Consider the following 15,258-nt stretch of genomic DNA (forward strand, 5'->3'; position numbering starts at 1 on the left):
GTAAGGGCAAGAAAGACGGCTCAGCCGTTCTCCTGCCGATCTGTTTTATGGGCATCACAATACATCTTCCGGCATTGCTCACTGCAAAAAAATACAACTGTATCACTATCATGTAACACAATTGCCTGTCTTTTGGGAATATAGATATGGCAGACCGGGTCTTCCACCAGCTCATCATGGGCGGCCAGCTCGCCTGGAGTTGCCCCCTGCCGGTTGGTGCCGACAGGCTTTTTTTTCCTGCCCCCTGTCAACAACCGGTACACAACATAGAGAAAAACCGCGTAGATGAAAAGCTTAACCATCGAATCGTTCCCTGTCTCGCCACTCCTGTCGCTCCACCCCTGCCTGCGCCCGGAGTTCGTCGCAAAATTCCAGGCTCGTCCGGCCGAGGATCGGATGCACATGCTCCGGCGCCAGTTCCGCCAGCGGCGCCAGCACGAAAAGCCGGTTGGCGATCTGGGGATGGGGAACGGTCAGCACTTGGCTATCTATCATCAGGTCTCCATAATAAAGCAGGTCCAGATCAACGGGTCTGTCCCTGGTCAGGGTTCGATCCCGGCCCAGATCTGCCTCAATGGCAAGCATGGCTGCCAGCAATGCTGCCGGCGACAGGGTGGTGGTAATCTCGCCCACGGCATTGGTGAACCAGTGTTCCGTGGCCAGGCCGACGGGCTCTGTTCGGTATGGGCTGGAGAGCCGGATCAGGCTAATGCCTGGCACCTGGCCCAATCGCTGCCAGGCATCGAGCAGATTGGCCTGGCCGTCGCCGAGATTGGAGCCCAGCCCGATAAAACATTGCTGCTGGTTTCCCACCTACGAAGTCGCCATTGGTCGGCATAAAGAGCCGCGTAACGAAATAATCATGATTCTTGCGTTACGGCGCCTAAATATCCTGCAAGCCCAGCACGTCGAACATGGTGTAGAGGCCGTTGGGCTTGCCCACCACCCAGGCGGCGGCAAGGGCCGCGCCCCGGGCGAAGTTGTCCCGGCTGTGGGCCCGGTGGGTGAGTTCCAGCCTCTCCCCTGCCCCGGCAAAATAGACGGTGTGCTCGCCCACGATGTCCCCGGCCCGAATGGTCTGGATGCCGATCTCCTTGTCGGTGCGCTCGCCGATCATGCCGTGGCGGGAATAGACCCCCACTTCGGCCAGGTTGCGGTGCACGCCTTCCGCCACCATCTCCCCCAGCTTCAGGGCCGTGCCGCTGGGCGCGTCCTTTTTCATCCGGTGGTGCGCCTCAATGATCTCGATATCGTAGGCATCGCCCAACAGGGCTGCCATCTTCCGGGCGATCTTGAACAGGACGTTGACGCCCACCGCCATGTTGGGCGACTGGACGCAGGGAAAATTTTTGCTCAATTCGGCCAGTTCGGCCAGATTATCGGGGCTGAGTCCCGTGGTCCCGATGACCATGGCCTTTTTCGCCTTGGCTGCCTTGCGGGCCAGGGCCATGGTGGCCTCGTGGAAGGTAAAATCAATAACCACCTCGCCTTGGTCCATGACCGCCTCAAAGCTGTCCGCCACCCGCACACCCAGGGTACCCATCCCGGCCAGCTCGCCGAGATCCTTGCCGAGCTCCGGGCCGTCGGGCCGTTCAAAACCTCCGGCCAGGGTCAACCCTTCCTGCTGGTGCACCATATAACTGATCCGGCGGCCCATTCGGCCGGCGGCCCCGGCGACAATAACCTTGGTCATATGATCTTCTCCTTATACCAGCCCGTAAGCGGCAAGAACCTTCTTCAACTTCTCCTCGTTCCCCTCGTTCATCTTGTACAGGGGCAGGCGCGGCAAGCCGGACTTGATCTTGCCCATCATGGCCAGGGAGGTCTTGGCCGGCACCGGATTGGTGTCGATGAACATCGCCTGCATCAAGGGGAGCAGCTTGTAGTGCAGCTCCTGGGCCTTGGCGATATCCCCGGCCAGGGCGGCGTCCATCATGGCGGCCATGTCCTTGGGCGCCACATTGGAGGTGACGGAGATGACCCCGGTGCCGCCGATCATCACGGTGGGCATGGAGGTGAAATCATCCCCGGACATGACCGCGAAATCCTTGGAGCAGAGGCGGATGACCTGGCTGATCTGGTTGAGATCGGCGGTGGCCTCCTTGACCCCCACGATGTTTTTGATCTGGGCGCAGCGGGCCACGGTCTCGGGCAGCATGTTCACCGCGGTCCGGCTCGGTACGTTGTAGAGGATGATGGGGATATCCACCGCCTCGGCCACCGCCTTGAAATGCTGGAAGAGCCCCTCCTGGGACGGCTTGTTGTAGTAGGGGGTGATCATCAGGGCGCCATCCGCGCCGGCCGCCTTGGCCGCGCGGGTCAACTCGATGGATTCACTGGTGGAGTTCGAGCCGGTCCCGGCCAGCACCGGCACCCGGCCGGCCACGGTCTTGACGGTCAGCTCCACCACCCGATGGTGCTCGGCATGGCTCATGGTGGCGGATTCGCCGGTGGTGCCGCAGGGAACAATGCCGTGTGTACCGCCGGCGATCTGGAACTCGATGAGATCCTGCAACCCCTGCTCGTCGAGCTTGCCATCGATGAAAGGGGTGACGATGGCGACAAAGGCTCCGCGAAACTTGCTCATAACTTCCTCCTGTGTGTCTCTCAAAGGCAAAAAAGGGATTGATCCCTTACGATTTCGTCCGTATTGCTTCTCTGTGCAGCTGACCTTCGTAGATAAAATGGGCCGGTCCTTCCAGAAAGACGTCGGCAATCTCTTGGCCGGCAAGGGTGTAATGAATGGTCAGCTGCTCACCCCCCGAGGTGGTAACCGCCACCGGCGGCTGTGTCTGCCCAAGAAGCCCGGCGATGATGGCGGCGGCCACGGCCCCGGTGCCGCAGGCCAGGGTTTCCCCTTCGACCCCGCGCTCATAGGTGCGGACGATCAGTCCGTTGCCACCCAGCTGCTGCACGAAATTGACATTGGTCCCGGCCGGCTGGAAATGCTCGTGGAAACGGAGAGCCCTTCCCATCTCCAGCACCGGAGCCTGGTGGATGTCCTCCAGGAAGAGCACGGCGTGGGGCACCCCGGTGTTGAGGCTATGCACCACCTGCTCCTCTCCGTTGACCAGGAGCTTCTCCTGCAGCCGCAGACCGGTGGGCGCGGTCATCCTGAGCTTGACCGACTGGCCCGTCACCTCGGCCTCGATGAGTCCGGCCACGGTCTCAAAGCGCATCCGCGCCGGGGCTATGCCCTTGGCATGGGCATAGCGGGCGGCGCAGCGGGCGCCGTTGCCGCACATCTCAGCCCAGCTGCCGTCACCGTTCAAGAACTGCCAGCGGAAATCCGCACTTTCGCTCTTTTCGATGAAGATCAGGCCATCCGCGCCTGCGGAAACCCGCCGTTCGCAAACCGCCCTCGCAAAAGCAGGCATCTCTTCCCTGCTCAGAAAGGGAGTGCGGTGGTCAATGAGGATGAAGTCATTGCCGGTCCCGCTCATCTTGGTGAACTCAATGGGAAACTGCATGGTCATGCGTCCTGCTGCTTAAGGAATCCAGGGATGCTTTCCCCCTGGATCAGCGTTTCGTAGGTTTCCCGGGCCCGGATCAGATAAAATGCCTCCCCATGCACCAGAACCTCGGCCACCCGCGGGCGGGAGTTGTAATTGGAAGACATGGAAAAACCGTAGGCCCCGGCGCTCATCACCGCCAGCAGATCGCCGGCTGCCACCTTGGGCATCGCCCTGTCCCGGGCGAGAAAATCACCGGTTTCACAGATGGGCCCCACCACGTCGGCCACCTCCTGCTCCCGGCCGGGCCGTTCCACGGCCTGGATGAGATGAAAGGCATCGTAGAGGCTGGGCCGGGCCAGGTCGTTCATCCCGGCATCGACGATGATGAATTTCTTGAGCCCTTCCTTGGTGTAGAGCACCTTGGTGATCAGCGCCCCGGCGTTGCCCACCAGAACGCGGCCCGGTTCGAGGATCAGGGTACAGTTCAGGCTCCCTAGCTCCTGTTTGATGGCCCGGGCATACTCCGCGGGTTCGGGCGGCTCCTCGGCGTTGTAGCGGATGCCGAGCCCCCCGCCCAGGTCAAGATGGGTGATGGTGATTCCCTGTTCACCAAGCTGGGCGATGAAACGCTTCACCTTGGCCAACGATTCGACAAAGGGCGAAACTAAAGTAAGCTGGGAGCCGATATGGCAGCTTACTCCCTTGATCGTGATGTTGGGCAGCTTGCTGGCGGCGAGATAGACCCGCAAGGCCTCGGTGATGGGAATGCCAAACTTGTTCTTGGCCAAGCCGGTGGAGATATAGGCGTGGGTCTTGGGATCCACATCCGGGTTCACCCGGAAGGACACCGGCGCCTTGAGCCCCATTCCTGCCGCCACCTCTTGGATCACGGCCAGCTCCTGCTCGGATTCCACATTGAGCATGAGGATCCCCGTCTCCAAGGCAAAGCGAATTTCGTCCGCAGTCTTGCCCACCCCCGAATAGACAATCTTCCGGGGATCGACCCCGGCGGTGCGGGCCCGGAATAGCTCGCCGCCGGAAACGATGTCCGCGCCGCCGCCAAGGCTGGCAAAAAGACGGAGGATAGCGATGTTGGCGCAGGACTTGGCGGCAAAGCAGGTGAGATGGGGGATATCGGCAAAGGCGCGGTCAAAGGCGGCAAAATGGCGGGTCAGGGTGGCGCCGCTGTACAGATAGAACGGGGTGCCCACCGCCTCTGCCACCGTTGGCACGGCAATATTCTCGCAATACAGCGTGTCGTTTTTGTACTGAAAATCATGCATGGTTCGCTATACCGTCATTTCGTTTGGCCACGAAACCCACTAAAGAACACGAAAGTGTGTGTTTTATTTTCGTGGGTTTCGTGGCTAAAAAACAGGCTTCTTACTCCCACACCTCATAGGAGGCTTCCATGGAGTAGGTGCTTTCGTTGGCCGGCCGGGCCTGGTCAAAGGCGGAAACCGAATAATACCAGACCCCTCTTCCCTTTGGCGGCTGTGCATCGAGATAAGAAAGGCCTGCCCCGCCAACCTCGCCGATGCGTTCCGGGGTGGGGTTTTGAGCCGAGCGGCGGTAAATGCGGAAACCTGCCAGATCGGGCTCGGCAACCGCCTCCCAGATAATCTTGACCCCGGTGCCGGTGGCCACGGCTCGTACCTTCTGGGGCGGCGCCGGCGGCGTGAGATCGCGGGGAACAGCAGTCAGCGGTTCACTTGCCATGCCAGCCGCCACGGTGCCCGAATGCAGCCGCATGGCTCGTACCTTGTAAACGTAGGTCTTGCCATTGCGCAGACCCTTGTCCGTATAGGCCAAGCCCTCGATCAGCTCACCGGGCATCTCGGTAAATATTTCGCCGTTGTCGGTCGAGCGGGAAACCTGATAGCGGATGGGGTCGGAGACGGTTGTCCCATCCAGCAATCCTGCCGGCGGTTGCCAGCGCAGGGTAAGAGTCTTGTCCCCTTCCTCAACCTTAAAATTCACGGGGGCCAGCAGCGGGGTGTCCCAGACCACCGAAACGGTGTTTGAGTCATCGCTGCTGACAAACCAGCCCGCCTTGCTGCGCACCCGATACACATAGCGGTGGTTGGGGCGCAGCAGGGTTTCCTCATAGGCAACCTTGCCCTGATCGCTGCTTTCCGCCCTGATCACGATGGGAGGCCCAAAGGGGATGGGACAGTCTGCACAGTAGTCCTTGCTGGGGATAACGGCCCGCAGCAGTTCAAATTTCTCAATCCGGTACGGCAACCGGTCGCCCTGCACGGTTTGCCGGGGATAGGACCAATTGAGCGTCACCCCTTTTTCATCCAACTGATAGCTGAGATCGCTGATGGGCGCGGGCATTACGGTGTCGGGCGGCACGGGCCGGGTCTTCTTGCCGCAGCCGGACAGGGCGACGAGCGCGACCAGAACCACGGCAAAAATTTGCATCCGGACAGCTTCAGGTTTCATGCCGTAATCCCCAACTCTTTTTCCGCCCGCTTCAAGGCCTTGGCCACCATTTTTCCCGAAGTGCCGCCCAGGGATACCCGGCTCTTGACCGAGCCCTCGACAGAAAGCACCTTGAAAACATCTGCTTCGATGACCTCGGAGAATTTCTGCAGCTCCTGTAAGGTCAACTCGGTGAGCTCTTTGCCCTTGCCGAGGCAAAAGGCCACGGTGCGGCCGACAATGGCGTGGGCCTGGCGGAAGGGGATGTTTTTGCGCACCAGATAATCCGCCAAGTCGGTGGCGGTCATGTAGCCGCCGCCAAGTCCCGCAGCCAACCGCGCCTCGTTGAAGGTGAGGTTGGCAAGCAGCTGGGCCATGATCGCCACCGACTGGGAAACCGTATCCACCGTATCGAACAGCGGTTCCTTGTCTTCCTGCAGGTCGCGGTTGTAGGTCATGGGCAACCCCTTGACCAGCATGAGCAGGCTCATGAGATTGCCCACCACCCTCCCGCTCTTGCCGCGGATCAGTTCGGGGATGTCCGGGTTCTTCTTCTGGGGCATGATGCTGCTGCCGGTACAGAAGCTGTCCGCCAGGGTCACGAAGGAAAACTCCTCGGTGGTCCAGAGGACCAGCTCTTCGGACAACCTGCTGAGATGGATCTGGATCAGGCTGGCTGCACTCATGAACTCGATGATGAAATCGCGATCCCCCACCGTGTCCATGCTGTTGGCGGTGACCTTGGGGAAATCCAGCTCCTTGGCGACAAACTCGCGGTCGATGGGCAACCCGGTGCCGGCCAGGGCCGCAGCACCCAGGGGCATGACATTGATCCGCTTCAGTCCATCGGTGAGACGCTCCCGGTCGCGGCCGAACATCTCGTAATAGGCCAGCAGGTGGTGCGCCACCAATACCGGTTGGGCTCGTTGCAGATGGGTATAGCCGGGCATCACCGCATGCTCGTATTTCCGGGCCAGAACCACACAGGCTTTTTGCAGCTCAGCCACCAGTTCGATGAGGCGGCGGCATTCCTCCCGGAGATACAGACGCACATCGAGGGCCACTTGGTCGTTGCGGCTTCGCGCCGTGTGCAGCTTTTCCCCGGCCGGGCCGATCTTTTCCACCAGCGTCTTTTCGATGTTCATGTGGATGTCTTCAAGCTCCGGCCTGAAGACAAACGTCCCCGCTTCGATCTCCCGCTCGATCTGGCCAAGGCCTTTGACGATCTGGTCCCGCTCCTTGGCGCTGATCAACCCCTGTTTGGCAAGCATCTTGGCGTGCGCGCGGCTGCCGGCGATGTCGTGCCGATACAGCCGCGCGTCGTAGTGGATGGAGGCGGTGAAGGCCTCCACCGAAGCGGCGGTTTTTTCCGCGAACCTGCCGCCCCACAGCTTGGCCGGAGCCTTTTGCTTCTCTTTTGAAGAGGATGCCATTGTCGTCTCTGCTCGTGCCGGGATTATTTCTTCTTCTTTTCCACCAGGGCCTGGATGGTCAACCGCAGGGCGTTGAGGCGGATGAATCCACCGGCATCCGACTGGGTGTAGACCTGGTCTTCCTCAAAGGTGGCAAAGCTTTCCTGGTAGAGCGACTGCTCGGACTTCCGCCCCACCGGGATGCAGTTGCCCTTGATCAGCTTGAGCCGGACCACGCCGTTCACCGTTTCCTGCGCATTATCCATGGTTCTTTGCAGGAGTTTCATCTCCGGCGAGAACCAGAAGCCGTTGTAAATCAGTTCGGCATAGCGGGGGATCAGGCTGTCGCGGATCTTCATGACCTCGCGGTCCAGAGTGATGGTCTCCAGATCGCGATGCGCCGCGCGCAATATGGTGCCCCCCGGAGTTTCATAGACGCCTCGGGATTTCATCCCCACGAAGCGGTTTTCCACCATGTCCAAGCGACCGATGCCATTGGCGCCGCCCAGGGCGTTGAGCCGGGCCAGCATGGCCGCGGGGCTGAGTTTTTCGCCGTTGAGGGCTACCGGGTTGCCGCCCACGAACTCCATTTCGATATAGGTCGGTGTGTCCGGGGCCTTTTCCGGGGAGACGGAAAGCTTGAACATGCTCTCCTCCGGCTCGTTCCACGGGTCTTCCAGGATGCCGCCTTCAAAGCTGATGTGCAGCAGGTTCTCGTCTGAGCTGTAGGGCTTTTCCTTGGTAACGGGTACCGGAATGCCGTGCTGTGCCGCATAGGCCATGAGCTTGGTCCGGGAGTTGAGGTCCCAGATTCGCCAGGGGGCGATGATGGTCAGCTTGGGGTTTAAGGCCAGGTAGGTCAGCTCAAAGCGGACCTGGTCGTTGCCCTTGCCGGTGGCGCCGTGGCTTACGGCATCGGCCCCTTCCGCCTCGGCGATCCGCACCTGTTCCCGGGCGATGACCGGCCGGGCCAGGGAGGTGCCCAACAGATAGGAGCCCTCATAGATGGCATTGGCCCGAAAGGCCGGGAAGACATAGTCGCGGACAAACTCTTCGCGCAGATCGGAGATGATCACCTTCTCGGCGCCGGTGGCCATGCCCTTGGCCCGGACCTTGTCCCAATCTTCCTCCTGGCCCACATCGGCGGCAAAAGCGACCACCGGAACCTGATACTCTTCCCGCAACCATTTAAGGATAACCGAGGTGTCCAACCCGCCGGAATAGGCGAGGACGATCTTGTTTATATTGGCAGCCATTGGCCGTGTTCTCCCAGTATGCTTGTCTTCAGTTTTGGCCCTTTCTCAGGCCAGATGCATGGCCAGAATGGCCTTGTGGATATGGAGCTTGTTCTCGGCCTGGTCAAAGGCGACGCATTGCGGTCCCTCCAGCACCTCTTCGGAGATTTCCTCGTCGCGGTGGGCCGGCAGGCAGTGGAGGACAATGGCCCCAGGGTTGGCCTGGGCCACCAGGGCACTGTTCACCTGATACGGCCGGAACACCCCGATCCGTGCCTCCTGCTCGCTCTCCTGGCCCATGCTGGCCCAGACGTCGGTATTAATCACATCCGCCCCCCGCACCGCCTCCACCGGATCGCGCACCACCCGGATGGGCCGGCTCGCCACAGCTTGGGCGGCGGCGAGAATGGCGGGGTTGGGATCATAGCCTGCCGGACAGGCCAAGGTCAGGGCAAAGCCGAAACGGGCGGCGGCCTGGATCCAGGAATTGGCCATGTTGTTGCCGTCGCCCAACCAGGCGACATGGAGATTTGCCACCTCCCCCTTATGCTCGATCACGGTCATGATGTCGCTCAACACCTGGCAGGGATGGTGCAGGTCGGTGAGGGCGTTGATCACCGGCACCGAGGAATAGCCGGCCAGCTCATCGACAATGGCCTGGCCATAGGTGCGGACCACCATGCCGTCCACATAGCGGGCCATAACCCGGGCCATGTCCTTGAGGGGCTCATTGCGGGCCAGCTGGGTATCCCGGCCGGAGAGATAGATCACCTGACCGCCCAGGCCATACATGGCCGACTCAAAGGAGACCCTGGTCCGGGTGGAGGGCTTTTCAAAGATGAGGGCCACGGTTTTTCCGGCCAACTGCTGGTGGCGGACCCCTGCCTTGGCTTCTCTTTTCAGAAGCAGGGCCTGCTCAATGTAGGCATTAAGCTGCTCTTTGCTGAAGTCCTGTAATGCCAGTAAATGCTGTGTCATGATTTCGCTCTCTCTGCCGGTCTTCCCCACACGATATCGCGGAAAGAAGTGTTCTTTCTGTTCAGGGCGTCCTGTCGGCGGCATACCGCGGAGCAGAATTCAGAAGACCGGCTCAAAAAAATGTCGGTCCAACCATGGCCGGTGGGTGACGGACAATGTCTCCCTTTGGTTGGGCCAAACTACAATTCATACAAAAAAACTTTTTTTTTGCAAAGGGATTTTTCGTGGAAAATATATGGGAGGCTATTGGCTCAGCTCGGCAAAAACCTCGTCCAAGGCCTGAATCAGCCGGTCTATCTCGGCTCGGCTGATGACAAGCGGCGGCAGACAACGCAGCACCTTGCCCCCGGCAAAATTGAGGAGCACCCCTTTTTCAAAGAGGAGGTTGACCATGGCTGGACCTTGGTCAAGCCAAGCCTCGGCTAAAGGCAGCCCCTGGATCAGGCCAAGGCCGCGAGATGGTTCGGCGATGGCCGGATATTTGGCAGCCAACCCATTGAGCCGCTTGGCCAGATAATCCCCCTTTGCCTTCACCTCGGCGAAAAAGCCCTCGGCCAGCATGATCCTTAAGGCTGTCACCGCGGCGGCGCAGACCACCGGGTTGCCGCCGAAGGTCGAGGCGTGGCTGCCCGGCTCGAACGCCTTGGCCACCGACTCTTTGGCCAGCATGGCGCCGATGGGCAACCCGTTGCCCAAGGCCTTGGCCAGGGTAAGGATGTCGGGGGTCACCCCGCACTGCTCGTAGGCAAAGAGGGTACCGGTCCTCCCCATGCCCACCTGAATCTCATCAAAGATCAACAGCAGGTTGTGCTTATCGCAGAGCTGGCGGATCCCGGCGAGATACTCAGGGGATAGCGGCCGGACGCCGCCTTCTCCCTGCAAGGGCTCACAAAGAATGGCGCAGGTTTCCGGGCCAATCATTGCCTCCAAGGCCGCAAGATCGCCGAAGGGTGCATGGCGGAAGCCCTGGGGCAACGGCTCAAAGCCTTTATGGAACTTTTCCTGGCCCGTGGCAGCCACGGTGGCCAGAGTCCGGCCGTGGAAAGAGCCGACCAGGGAGATGATCTCGTATTTTCCAGGAGGGCTTGCCTTGCGCGCCAGCTTGATCGCCGCTTCATTGGCCTCTGCCCCGGAGTTGGCCAGAAATACCCGGTCTCCAAAGGAATGATTGATCAGCAGCTCGGCCAGTTCGGTTTGCGGAATCGTGTGGTAGAGGTTGGAAACATGCACCAGGGTAGAGGCCTGGCGGCAGATCGCCTCGGTAATCGCCGGATGGCAGTGGCCCAGGCTGCAGACCGCAATGCCGGCGAGGCAATCCAGATATTCCCGACCGTCGGCATCCTTGAGCAGGCAGCCTTTCCCCTCGACCATCACTGCGGGATACCGGCCGTAGGTGGTCATGAAAGAAGCATTACTTTTTTCGATCCATTCCGCATTCGTCATAATACCATCTCGTAACTGATCGCGGGGGTGAAACGCTAATTATCGCGCTTATGCCCCATAGCTGTAAGCGGTTGCAGGGTGCTGCAGATCCGCGAAAGAGGCCTGTCCGCCATATATCAAATATGCGGACAGGTCGATGACAAAGGAGATGTGGTGCCCTGCGACCGCTTACACCACCTCGGTTCCAACGCCCTGTTGGGTGAACATTTCCAGCAGGATGGCGTGCTCCACCCGGCCGTCGATGATGTGCGCCTTGCCAACCCCGGCGCGGACCACGCCCTGGCAGCACTTGACCTTGGGGATCATGCCCCCGCCAATGACCCCGTCCGCGATGTATTGGTCCGCCGCGTCGCAGGTCATGGAGGAGATGAGCGCGCCCTCTTTGTCCAGAACCCCGGCCACGTCGGTGAGCAGGATGAGTTTTTCCGCCTTGAGCTGGGTGGCGATGGCTCCGGCCACGAGATCGGCGTTGATGTTGTAGGCCTGCCCGTCTTCGCCCACGCCCACCGGAGCGATGACCGGAATGAAGTCCTGGGCGTCCAGGGTGTGGAGGATCTGCGGATTGACCGCAGTCACCTCCCCCACCCGGCCGAGGTCGATGATTTCCGGCGGGGTGTTTTCGGCCTGGGCCTTCATGATCTGCATCTTTTTCGCCTTGATCAAATCGCCGTCCCGGCCGGAAAGGCCCACCGCCTTGCCCCCATGGAAATTGATCAGGCCGACGATCTCCTTGTTCACCTTACCCACCAGGACCATCTCCACCACGTCCATGGTTTCGCCGTCGGTGATCCGCATCCCCTGAACATAATCGCTCTTGATATTCATCTTGTTCAGGAATTTGTTGATCTGCGGCCCGCCGCCATGCACCACCACCGGATTGATGCCAACGTACTTCATCAAGATGATGTCCAGAGCGAAGCTCTTTTTCAGTTCCTCATCCACCATGGCATGGCCGCCGTATTTGATGACCACGGTTTTGCCGAAGAATTTCTTTATATACGGCAAGGACTCGATGAGTATTTTGGCTTTTTCTATACCTGTGTGCATGGCAATCTGTCTGTAATGGTTGAATGGTCGGGGGGCTGATTTTTTCAAAAAAAGCAGCCGCTTTGTATTGATAGTACGCAAGATATAAACCGCTGGCCGCAATCTGTAAAGAAGATAGGCAGCCAAAAAACAGGCGCACTCTTCCGGCAAAGCGATTGCCGAGAACCCTTGATGCTGGTATCTTTATGTATTCAAAGTCCATCAGCACCATAAGGAAACTAAAAAAAATGAAACCAGTCCTCCGTTTTTTTTGCCAATTTGTGCTCCTGAGTCCCTTCTTGGCCGCCGGTCCAGGCCTGGCTGCGCCTGCCTCCCCCTCTGCCGGCACCAACAAACCGCCGATTCATATCGAGGCGGACCGGATGGTTTCGATGAAGAATGAGAACGCGGTCCTTTTTTCCGGGAACGTGGATGCCAGGCAAGGCCAGATGGTGATCCGCGCCGCGGAAATGACGGTGTATTATCTTTCCAACGAAGAAAAAGCCAAGCTGCCCCAAAGCGAGGAGCGGACTCTCAAGAAGCTCTTTGCCACGGGCAATGTGGAAATCCAGAATGAAGGCATGACCGGCACCGGCGACAAAATGGAGTATTACGAAGCCGAGCGCAAGATGATTCTCATCGGCAACAGCAAGGTCTGGCAGGACAACAACCTAGTCACCGGCCATACCGTGGTCGTTTTCCTCGACCAGGGCAAGAGCATCGTGGAGCGGGGCGAGAAGAAAGGCGAACGGGTCAAGGCTTTTTTCTATCCCGGCGGCGAAGGGCCGCAGAGTGGCCAGCAACAGTGAAGACGGAGGCTCCCTTGTCTGTTCTAGAAACAAAAGAGATCGTTAAGCGCTATAAAAATCGGACAGTGGTCGACGGCATCAGCCTGCGGGTGGAAACCGGCACCGTGGTCGGGTTGCTCGGGCCAAACGGCGCCGGAAAAACCACCACCTTCTACGCCATTGCCGGGTTTGTCCGGCCCGACGCAGGCGTCATCCTGCTGGACGGCGAGGATATCACCTCCCTGCCCATCCACCAACGGGCGGTCAAGGGGCTTTCCTATCTGCCCCAGGAATCCTCGGTCTTTAAAAAGCTCACCGTGGAGGAAAATGTCCGCATCGTTCTAGAGCCGCTGGGTCTTGCCAAGGCAGAGATCAACAACCGGGTCGGCCAGCTCATGGAAGACCTGAAGATCAGCCATCTGGCCGGCAACCGGGGGCATTCGCTCTCCGGGGGCGAGCGTCGCCGGGTGGAGATCATGCGGGCCTTGGCCACCAATCCGCTTTTTATTCTCCTGGACGAGCCCTTTGCCGGGATCGATCCGTTATCGGTTGCCGATCTCCAGCAGATCATCAGCAACCTGAAAAACCGCGGCCTGGGGGTGCTCATCTCCGATCACAACGTACGGGAAACCCTTTCCGTCTGTGATCAGGCCTATATCGTCAGCCAGGGAAAGATCCTCATCCATGGCAACGCCGAAGAAATCGTCGGAAACGAGGAAGCCCGCCGGATGTACCTCGGCGAAAACTTCACCCTGTAGTAAACGTTGAGCAGTGCCGCATCTGCGGTGTTGCTCAACGTTTACAATATCGAGGTTACCGGAAATTTTTGGTTCCCGGCTGAATGGTACGCCTCAGTCCATCGTAACAAAATACCCCCTTCTTTTTTAGCCCCCCCTAAATTCTTCTTGCAAAAACCTTGCCGTCATGGAGTATTATACTCGCACAAGGGCTGCGCAATCCCGCGTTGGCCTCTGCTCTTCTTTTTACGGGAAAGGACTCCGGCGGACACATGGCCCTTGAACTGAGACAGCAGCTGAAACTCAGCCAGCAACTGGTGATGACCCCCCAGTTGCAGCAGGCCATCAAGTTGCTCCAGCTTTCCCGGCTTGAGCTTGCCGAAACCATCCAGCAGGAAATCGAGATCAACCCGGTGCTGGAAGAAGCGACCGACAGCCAGGACCAGGGCGAGACAGAGCAAGAGCAGGAAGGGTATGGCCACGAGGCGCTGGACGCCCCGGTGCCAGAGCCGGAAAAGACCGCCGAGGTCCAGATGGAAAGCGACTCCTCCTTGCGGGAGATCGACTGGGAAAATTACAGCAACGACTATGAAAGCGGGTTCTCCACCCGGAGCAAGGATGATAACGACCTGCCCTCCCGCCTTGACATCCTGACCACCAAACCAGACCTCCACTCCCATCTTTCCTGGCAGCTGACCCTTTCCCATCTCACCGAGGAGGAAAAGGAGATCGGCCATTTCGTCATCGGCAACCTGAACCGGGACGGCTTTCTGGTGGTGACGGAGGCGGAGATTGTCGAAGGCACGGGCTGCGAGCCGGAGCTGGCGAGGCGGCTGATCGGCGTGGTCCAGGAAATGGACCCGGCCGGGGTCGGGGCCAGGGATCTCAAGGATTGCCTGTTGTTGCAACTGGCCCGCCTGGGGCTTAAGGATTCCCTGGCCGCCACTATAGTCCGGGAGCATCTCCATACCCTGGAAAACCGAAATTTCGGCGCCATTGCCAGGGCCACGGGCCGCCCCATCGAGGAGATCCTCGCGGCAATCAAGGTGATCACCGAGCTGGACCCGCATCCGGGCAGGATTTATTCCGAAGAGGAGCCCCAGTACATCATCCCGGATGTCTATGTGCACAAAATCGGCGGGGAATACGTCATTTTGCTCAACGATGAAGGGCTGCCCCGCCTCAAGGTCAGCAACTATTACAAGGATATCCTGAAAAAAGATTCCGGCGCCCCGGCCGACACCAAGAATTACGTGCAGGAGAAACTCAAGTCGGCCCTGTGGCTGATAAAAAGCATCCATCAACGGCAACGCACCATCTACCGCGTGGTGGAATCGCTCCTCAAGTTTCAGCACGATTTTTTTGAAAAAGGGGTCGCCTTCCTCAAGCCCCTGGTCCTCCGCGACGTGGCCGAGGACCTCGGCATGCACGAGTCGACGATCAGCCGGGTGACGAGCAACAAATACGTGCACACCCCCCAGGGCACCTTTGAGCTGAAGTACTTCTTCAACTCCTCCATCAGCCGCCACGACGGCGGGGACGCCATGGCCTCGGAAAGCATCAAGGAACGCATCCGCAGCATCATTGGTGGCGAGAACCATCAAGATCCCCTCAGCGACAATGCCATTGCCGATATCTTCGCCAAAGAGGATATCAAACTGGCCCGGCGCACCGTGGCCAAATACCGGGAGCAGATGGGGATTCTCCCTTCCAAGTTCCGAAAAAAACCCAAGCTGAGCTGATCTGGATGCCTGTTT

At 59.4% G+C, this 15,258-nt stretch carries 15 protein-coding genes; 3 read left to right on the top strand and 12 right to left on the bottom strand.

Translation table 11 applies throughout. The features are described from left to right. Positions 1-20: 20 nt before the first annotated feature. From ACZ46D_RS10950 to argB, 12 genes are all read right to left on the bottom strand, one after another. Positions 21-302, bottom strand: coding sequence for a hypothetical protein (locus ACZ46D_RS10950; RefSeq protein WP_464927470.1), 282 nt, complete (start codon positions 300-302; stop codon positions 21-23). Then, entirely contained in the window at positions 295-813 is a 519-nt protein-coding gene (gene folK / locus ACZ46D_RS10955; protein WP_464927471.1) for a 2-amino-4-hydroxy-6-hydroxymethyldihydropteridine diphosphokinase, read from the bottom strand. Before folK ends, ACZ46D_RS10950 begins: the two co-directional genes overlap by 8 nt. 70 nt (positions 814-883) lie before the next feature. Then, a complete protein-coding gene (gene dapB, locus ACZ46D_RS10960) occupies positions 884-1,693 on the bottom strand; it encodes a 4-hydroxy-tetrahydrodipicolinate reductase (RefSeq protein WP_464927472.1) in 810 nt (269 codons plus the stop codon). 12 nt (positions 1,694-1,705) lie between these two features. Continuing rightward, positions 1,706-2,587, bottom strand: a complete 882-nt coding sequence (dapA, locus tag ACZ46D_RS10965) for a 4-hydroxy-tetrahydrodipicolinate synthase (RefSeq protein WP_464927473.1) — start codon at positions 2,585-2,587, stop codon at positions 1,706-1,708. A gap of 46 nt (positions 2,588-2,633) precedes the next feature. After that, positions 2,634-3,470 (bottom strand): diaminopimelate epimerase, encoded by an 837-nt coding sequence (gene dapF / locus ACZ46D_RS10970; RefSeq protein WP_464927474.1) that lies wholly within the window; start codon positions 3,468-3,470, stop codon positions 2,634-2,636. A 2-nt stretch (positions 3,471-3,472) separates the two neighbouring features. Continuing rightward, positions 3,473-4,738, bottom strand: coding sequence for a diaminopimelate decarboxylase (gene lysA, locus ACZ46D_RS10975; RefSeq protein WP_464927475.1), 1,266 nt, complete (start codon positions 4,736-4,738; stop codon positions 3,473-3,475). A gap of 100 nt (positions 4,739-4,838) precedes the next feature. Next, a complete protein-coding gene (locus ACZ46D_RS10980) occupies positions 4,839-5,903 on the bottom strand; it encodes a fibronectin type III domain-containing protein (protein WP_464927476.1) in 1,065 nt (354 codons plus the stop codon). Continuing rightward, complete coding sequence (gene argH, locus ACZ46D_RS10985; protein ID WP_464927477.1) at positions 5,900-7,315, bottom strand: argininosuccinate lyase; 1,416 nt, start codon at positions 7,313-7,315, stop codon at positions 5,900-5,902. The genes ACZ46D_RS10980 and argH overlap by 4 nt, the downstream gene beginning before the upstream one ends. Before the next feature lie 23 nt (positions 7,316-7,338). Next, positions 7,339-8,550: an argininosuccinate synthase gene (locus ACZ46D_RS10990; protein ID WP_464927478.1), complete on the bottom strand. Its 1,212-nt coding sequence runs from the start codon at positions 8,548-8,550 to the stop codon at positions 7,339-7,341. Positions 8,551-8,595: 45 nt separating this feature from the next. Continuing rightward, positions 8,596-9,507 (bottom strand): ornithine carbamoyltransferase, encoded by a 912-nt coding sequence (argF, locus tag ACZ46D_RS10995; RefSeq protein WP_464927479.1) that lies wholly within the window; start codon positions 9,505-9,507, stop codon positions 8,596-8,598. A 243-nt stretch (positions 9,508-9,750) separates the two neighbouring features. Further along, positions 9,751-10,950 (bottom strand): acetylornithine/succinylornithine family transaminase, encoded by a 1,200-nt coding sequence (locus ACZ46D_RS11000; RefSeq protein WP_464927480.1) that lies wholly within the window; start codon positions 10,948-10,950, stop codon positions 9,751-9,753. Between the two features lie 168 nt (positions 10,951-11,118). Then, the gene (argB, locus tag ACZ46D_RS11005) at positions 11,119-11,997 is read right to left on the bottom strand and encodes an acetylglutamate kinase (protein ID WP_464927481.1); all 879 of its coding nucleotides are present in this window, start codon (positions 11,995-11,997) and stop codon (positions 11,119-11,121) included. Between the two features lie 227 nt (positions 11,998-12,224). Between argB and lptA the strand changes: the two genes are divergently transcribed. The 3 genes from lptA to rpoN all read left to right on the top strand — a co-directional run bounded on the left by lptA (position 12,225) and on the right by rpoN (position 15,243). Next, the gene (gene lptA / locus ACZ46D_RS11010) at positions 12,225-12,785 is read left to right on the top strand and encodes a lipopolysaccharide transport periplasmic protein LptA (protein ID WP_464927482.1); all 561 of its coding nucleotides are present in this window, start codon (positions 12,225-12,227) and stop codon (positions 12,783-12,785) included. A gap of 14 nt (positions 12,786-12,799) precedes the next feature. Continuing rightward, positions 12,800-13,522 (top strand): LPS export ABC transporter ATP-binding protein, encoded by a 723-nt coding sequence (gene lptB, locus ACZ46D_RS11015; RefSeq protein WP_464927483.1) that lies wholly within the window; start codon positions 12,800-12,802, stop codon positions 13,520-13,522. 251 nt (positions 13,523-13,773) lie between these two features. Further along, positions 13,774-15,243, top strand: a complete 1,470-nt coding sequence (gene rpoN, locus ACZ46D_RS11020; RefSeq protein ID WP_464927484.1) for an RNA polymerase factor sigma-54 — start codon at positions 13,774-13,776, stop codon at positions 15,241-15,243. The last annotated feature ends 15 nt before the right edge of the window (positions 15,244-15,258 follow it).

It is taken from the genome of Thiovibrio sp. Mzg5 (genome assembly GCF_055379285.1).

Bases quoted from the DNA above. Each gene is read 5' to 3' on its own strand.
- rpoN (WP_464927484.1), top strand. From the start codon at position 13,774: ATGGCCCTTGAACTGAGACAGCAGCTGAAACTCAGCCAGCAACTGGTG.
- ACZ46D_RS11000 (WP_464927480.1), bottom strand. From the start codon at position 10,950: ATGACGAATGCGGAATGGATCGAAAAAAGTAATGCTTCTTTCATGACC.
- ACZ46D_RS10980 (WP_464927476.1), bottom strand. From the start codon at position 5,903: ATGAAACCTGAAGCTGTCCGGATGCAAATTTTTGCCGTGGTTCTGGTC.
- argF (WP_464927479.1), bottom strand. From the start codon at position 9,507: ATGACACAGCATTTACTGGCATTACAGGACTTCAGCAAAGAGCAGCTT.
- ACZ46D_RS10990 (WP_464927478.1), bottom strand. From the start codon at position 8,550: ATGGCTGCCAATATAAACAAGATCGTCCTCGCCTATTCCGGCGGGTTG.
- argB (WP_464927481.1), bottom strand. From the start codon at position 11,997: ATGCACACAGGTATAGAAAAAGCCAAAATACTCATCGAGTCCTTGCCG.
- lptA (WP_464927482.1), top strand. From the start codon at position 12,225: ATGAAACCAGTCCTCCGTTTTTTTTGCCAATTTGTGCTCCTGAGTCCC.
- ACZ46D_RS10950 (WP_464927470.1), bottom strand. From the start codon at position 302: ATGGTTAAGCTTTTCATCTACGCGGTTTTTCTCTATGTTGTGTACCGG.
- lysA (WP_464927475.1), bottom strand. From the start codon at position 4,738: ATGCATGATTTTCAGTACAAAAACGACACGCTGTATTGCGAGAATATT.
- dapB (WP_464927472.1), bottom strand. From the start codon at position 1,693: ATGACCAAGGTTATTGTCGCCGGGGCCGCCGGCCGAATGGGCCGCCGG.
- dapA (WP_464927473.1), bottom strand. From the start codon at position 2,587: ATGAGCAAGTTTCGCGGAGCCTTTGTCGCCATCGTCACCCCTTTCATC.
- dapF (WP_464927474.1), bottom strand. From the start codon at position 3,470: ATGCAGTTTCCCATTGAGTTCACCAAGATGAGCGGGACCGGCAATGAC.
- argH (WP_464927477.1), bottom strand. From the start codon at position 7,315: ATGGCATCCTCTTCAAAAGAGAAGCAAAAGGCTCCGGCCAAGCTGTGG.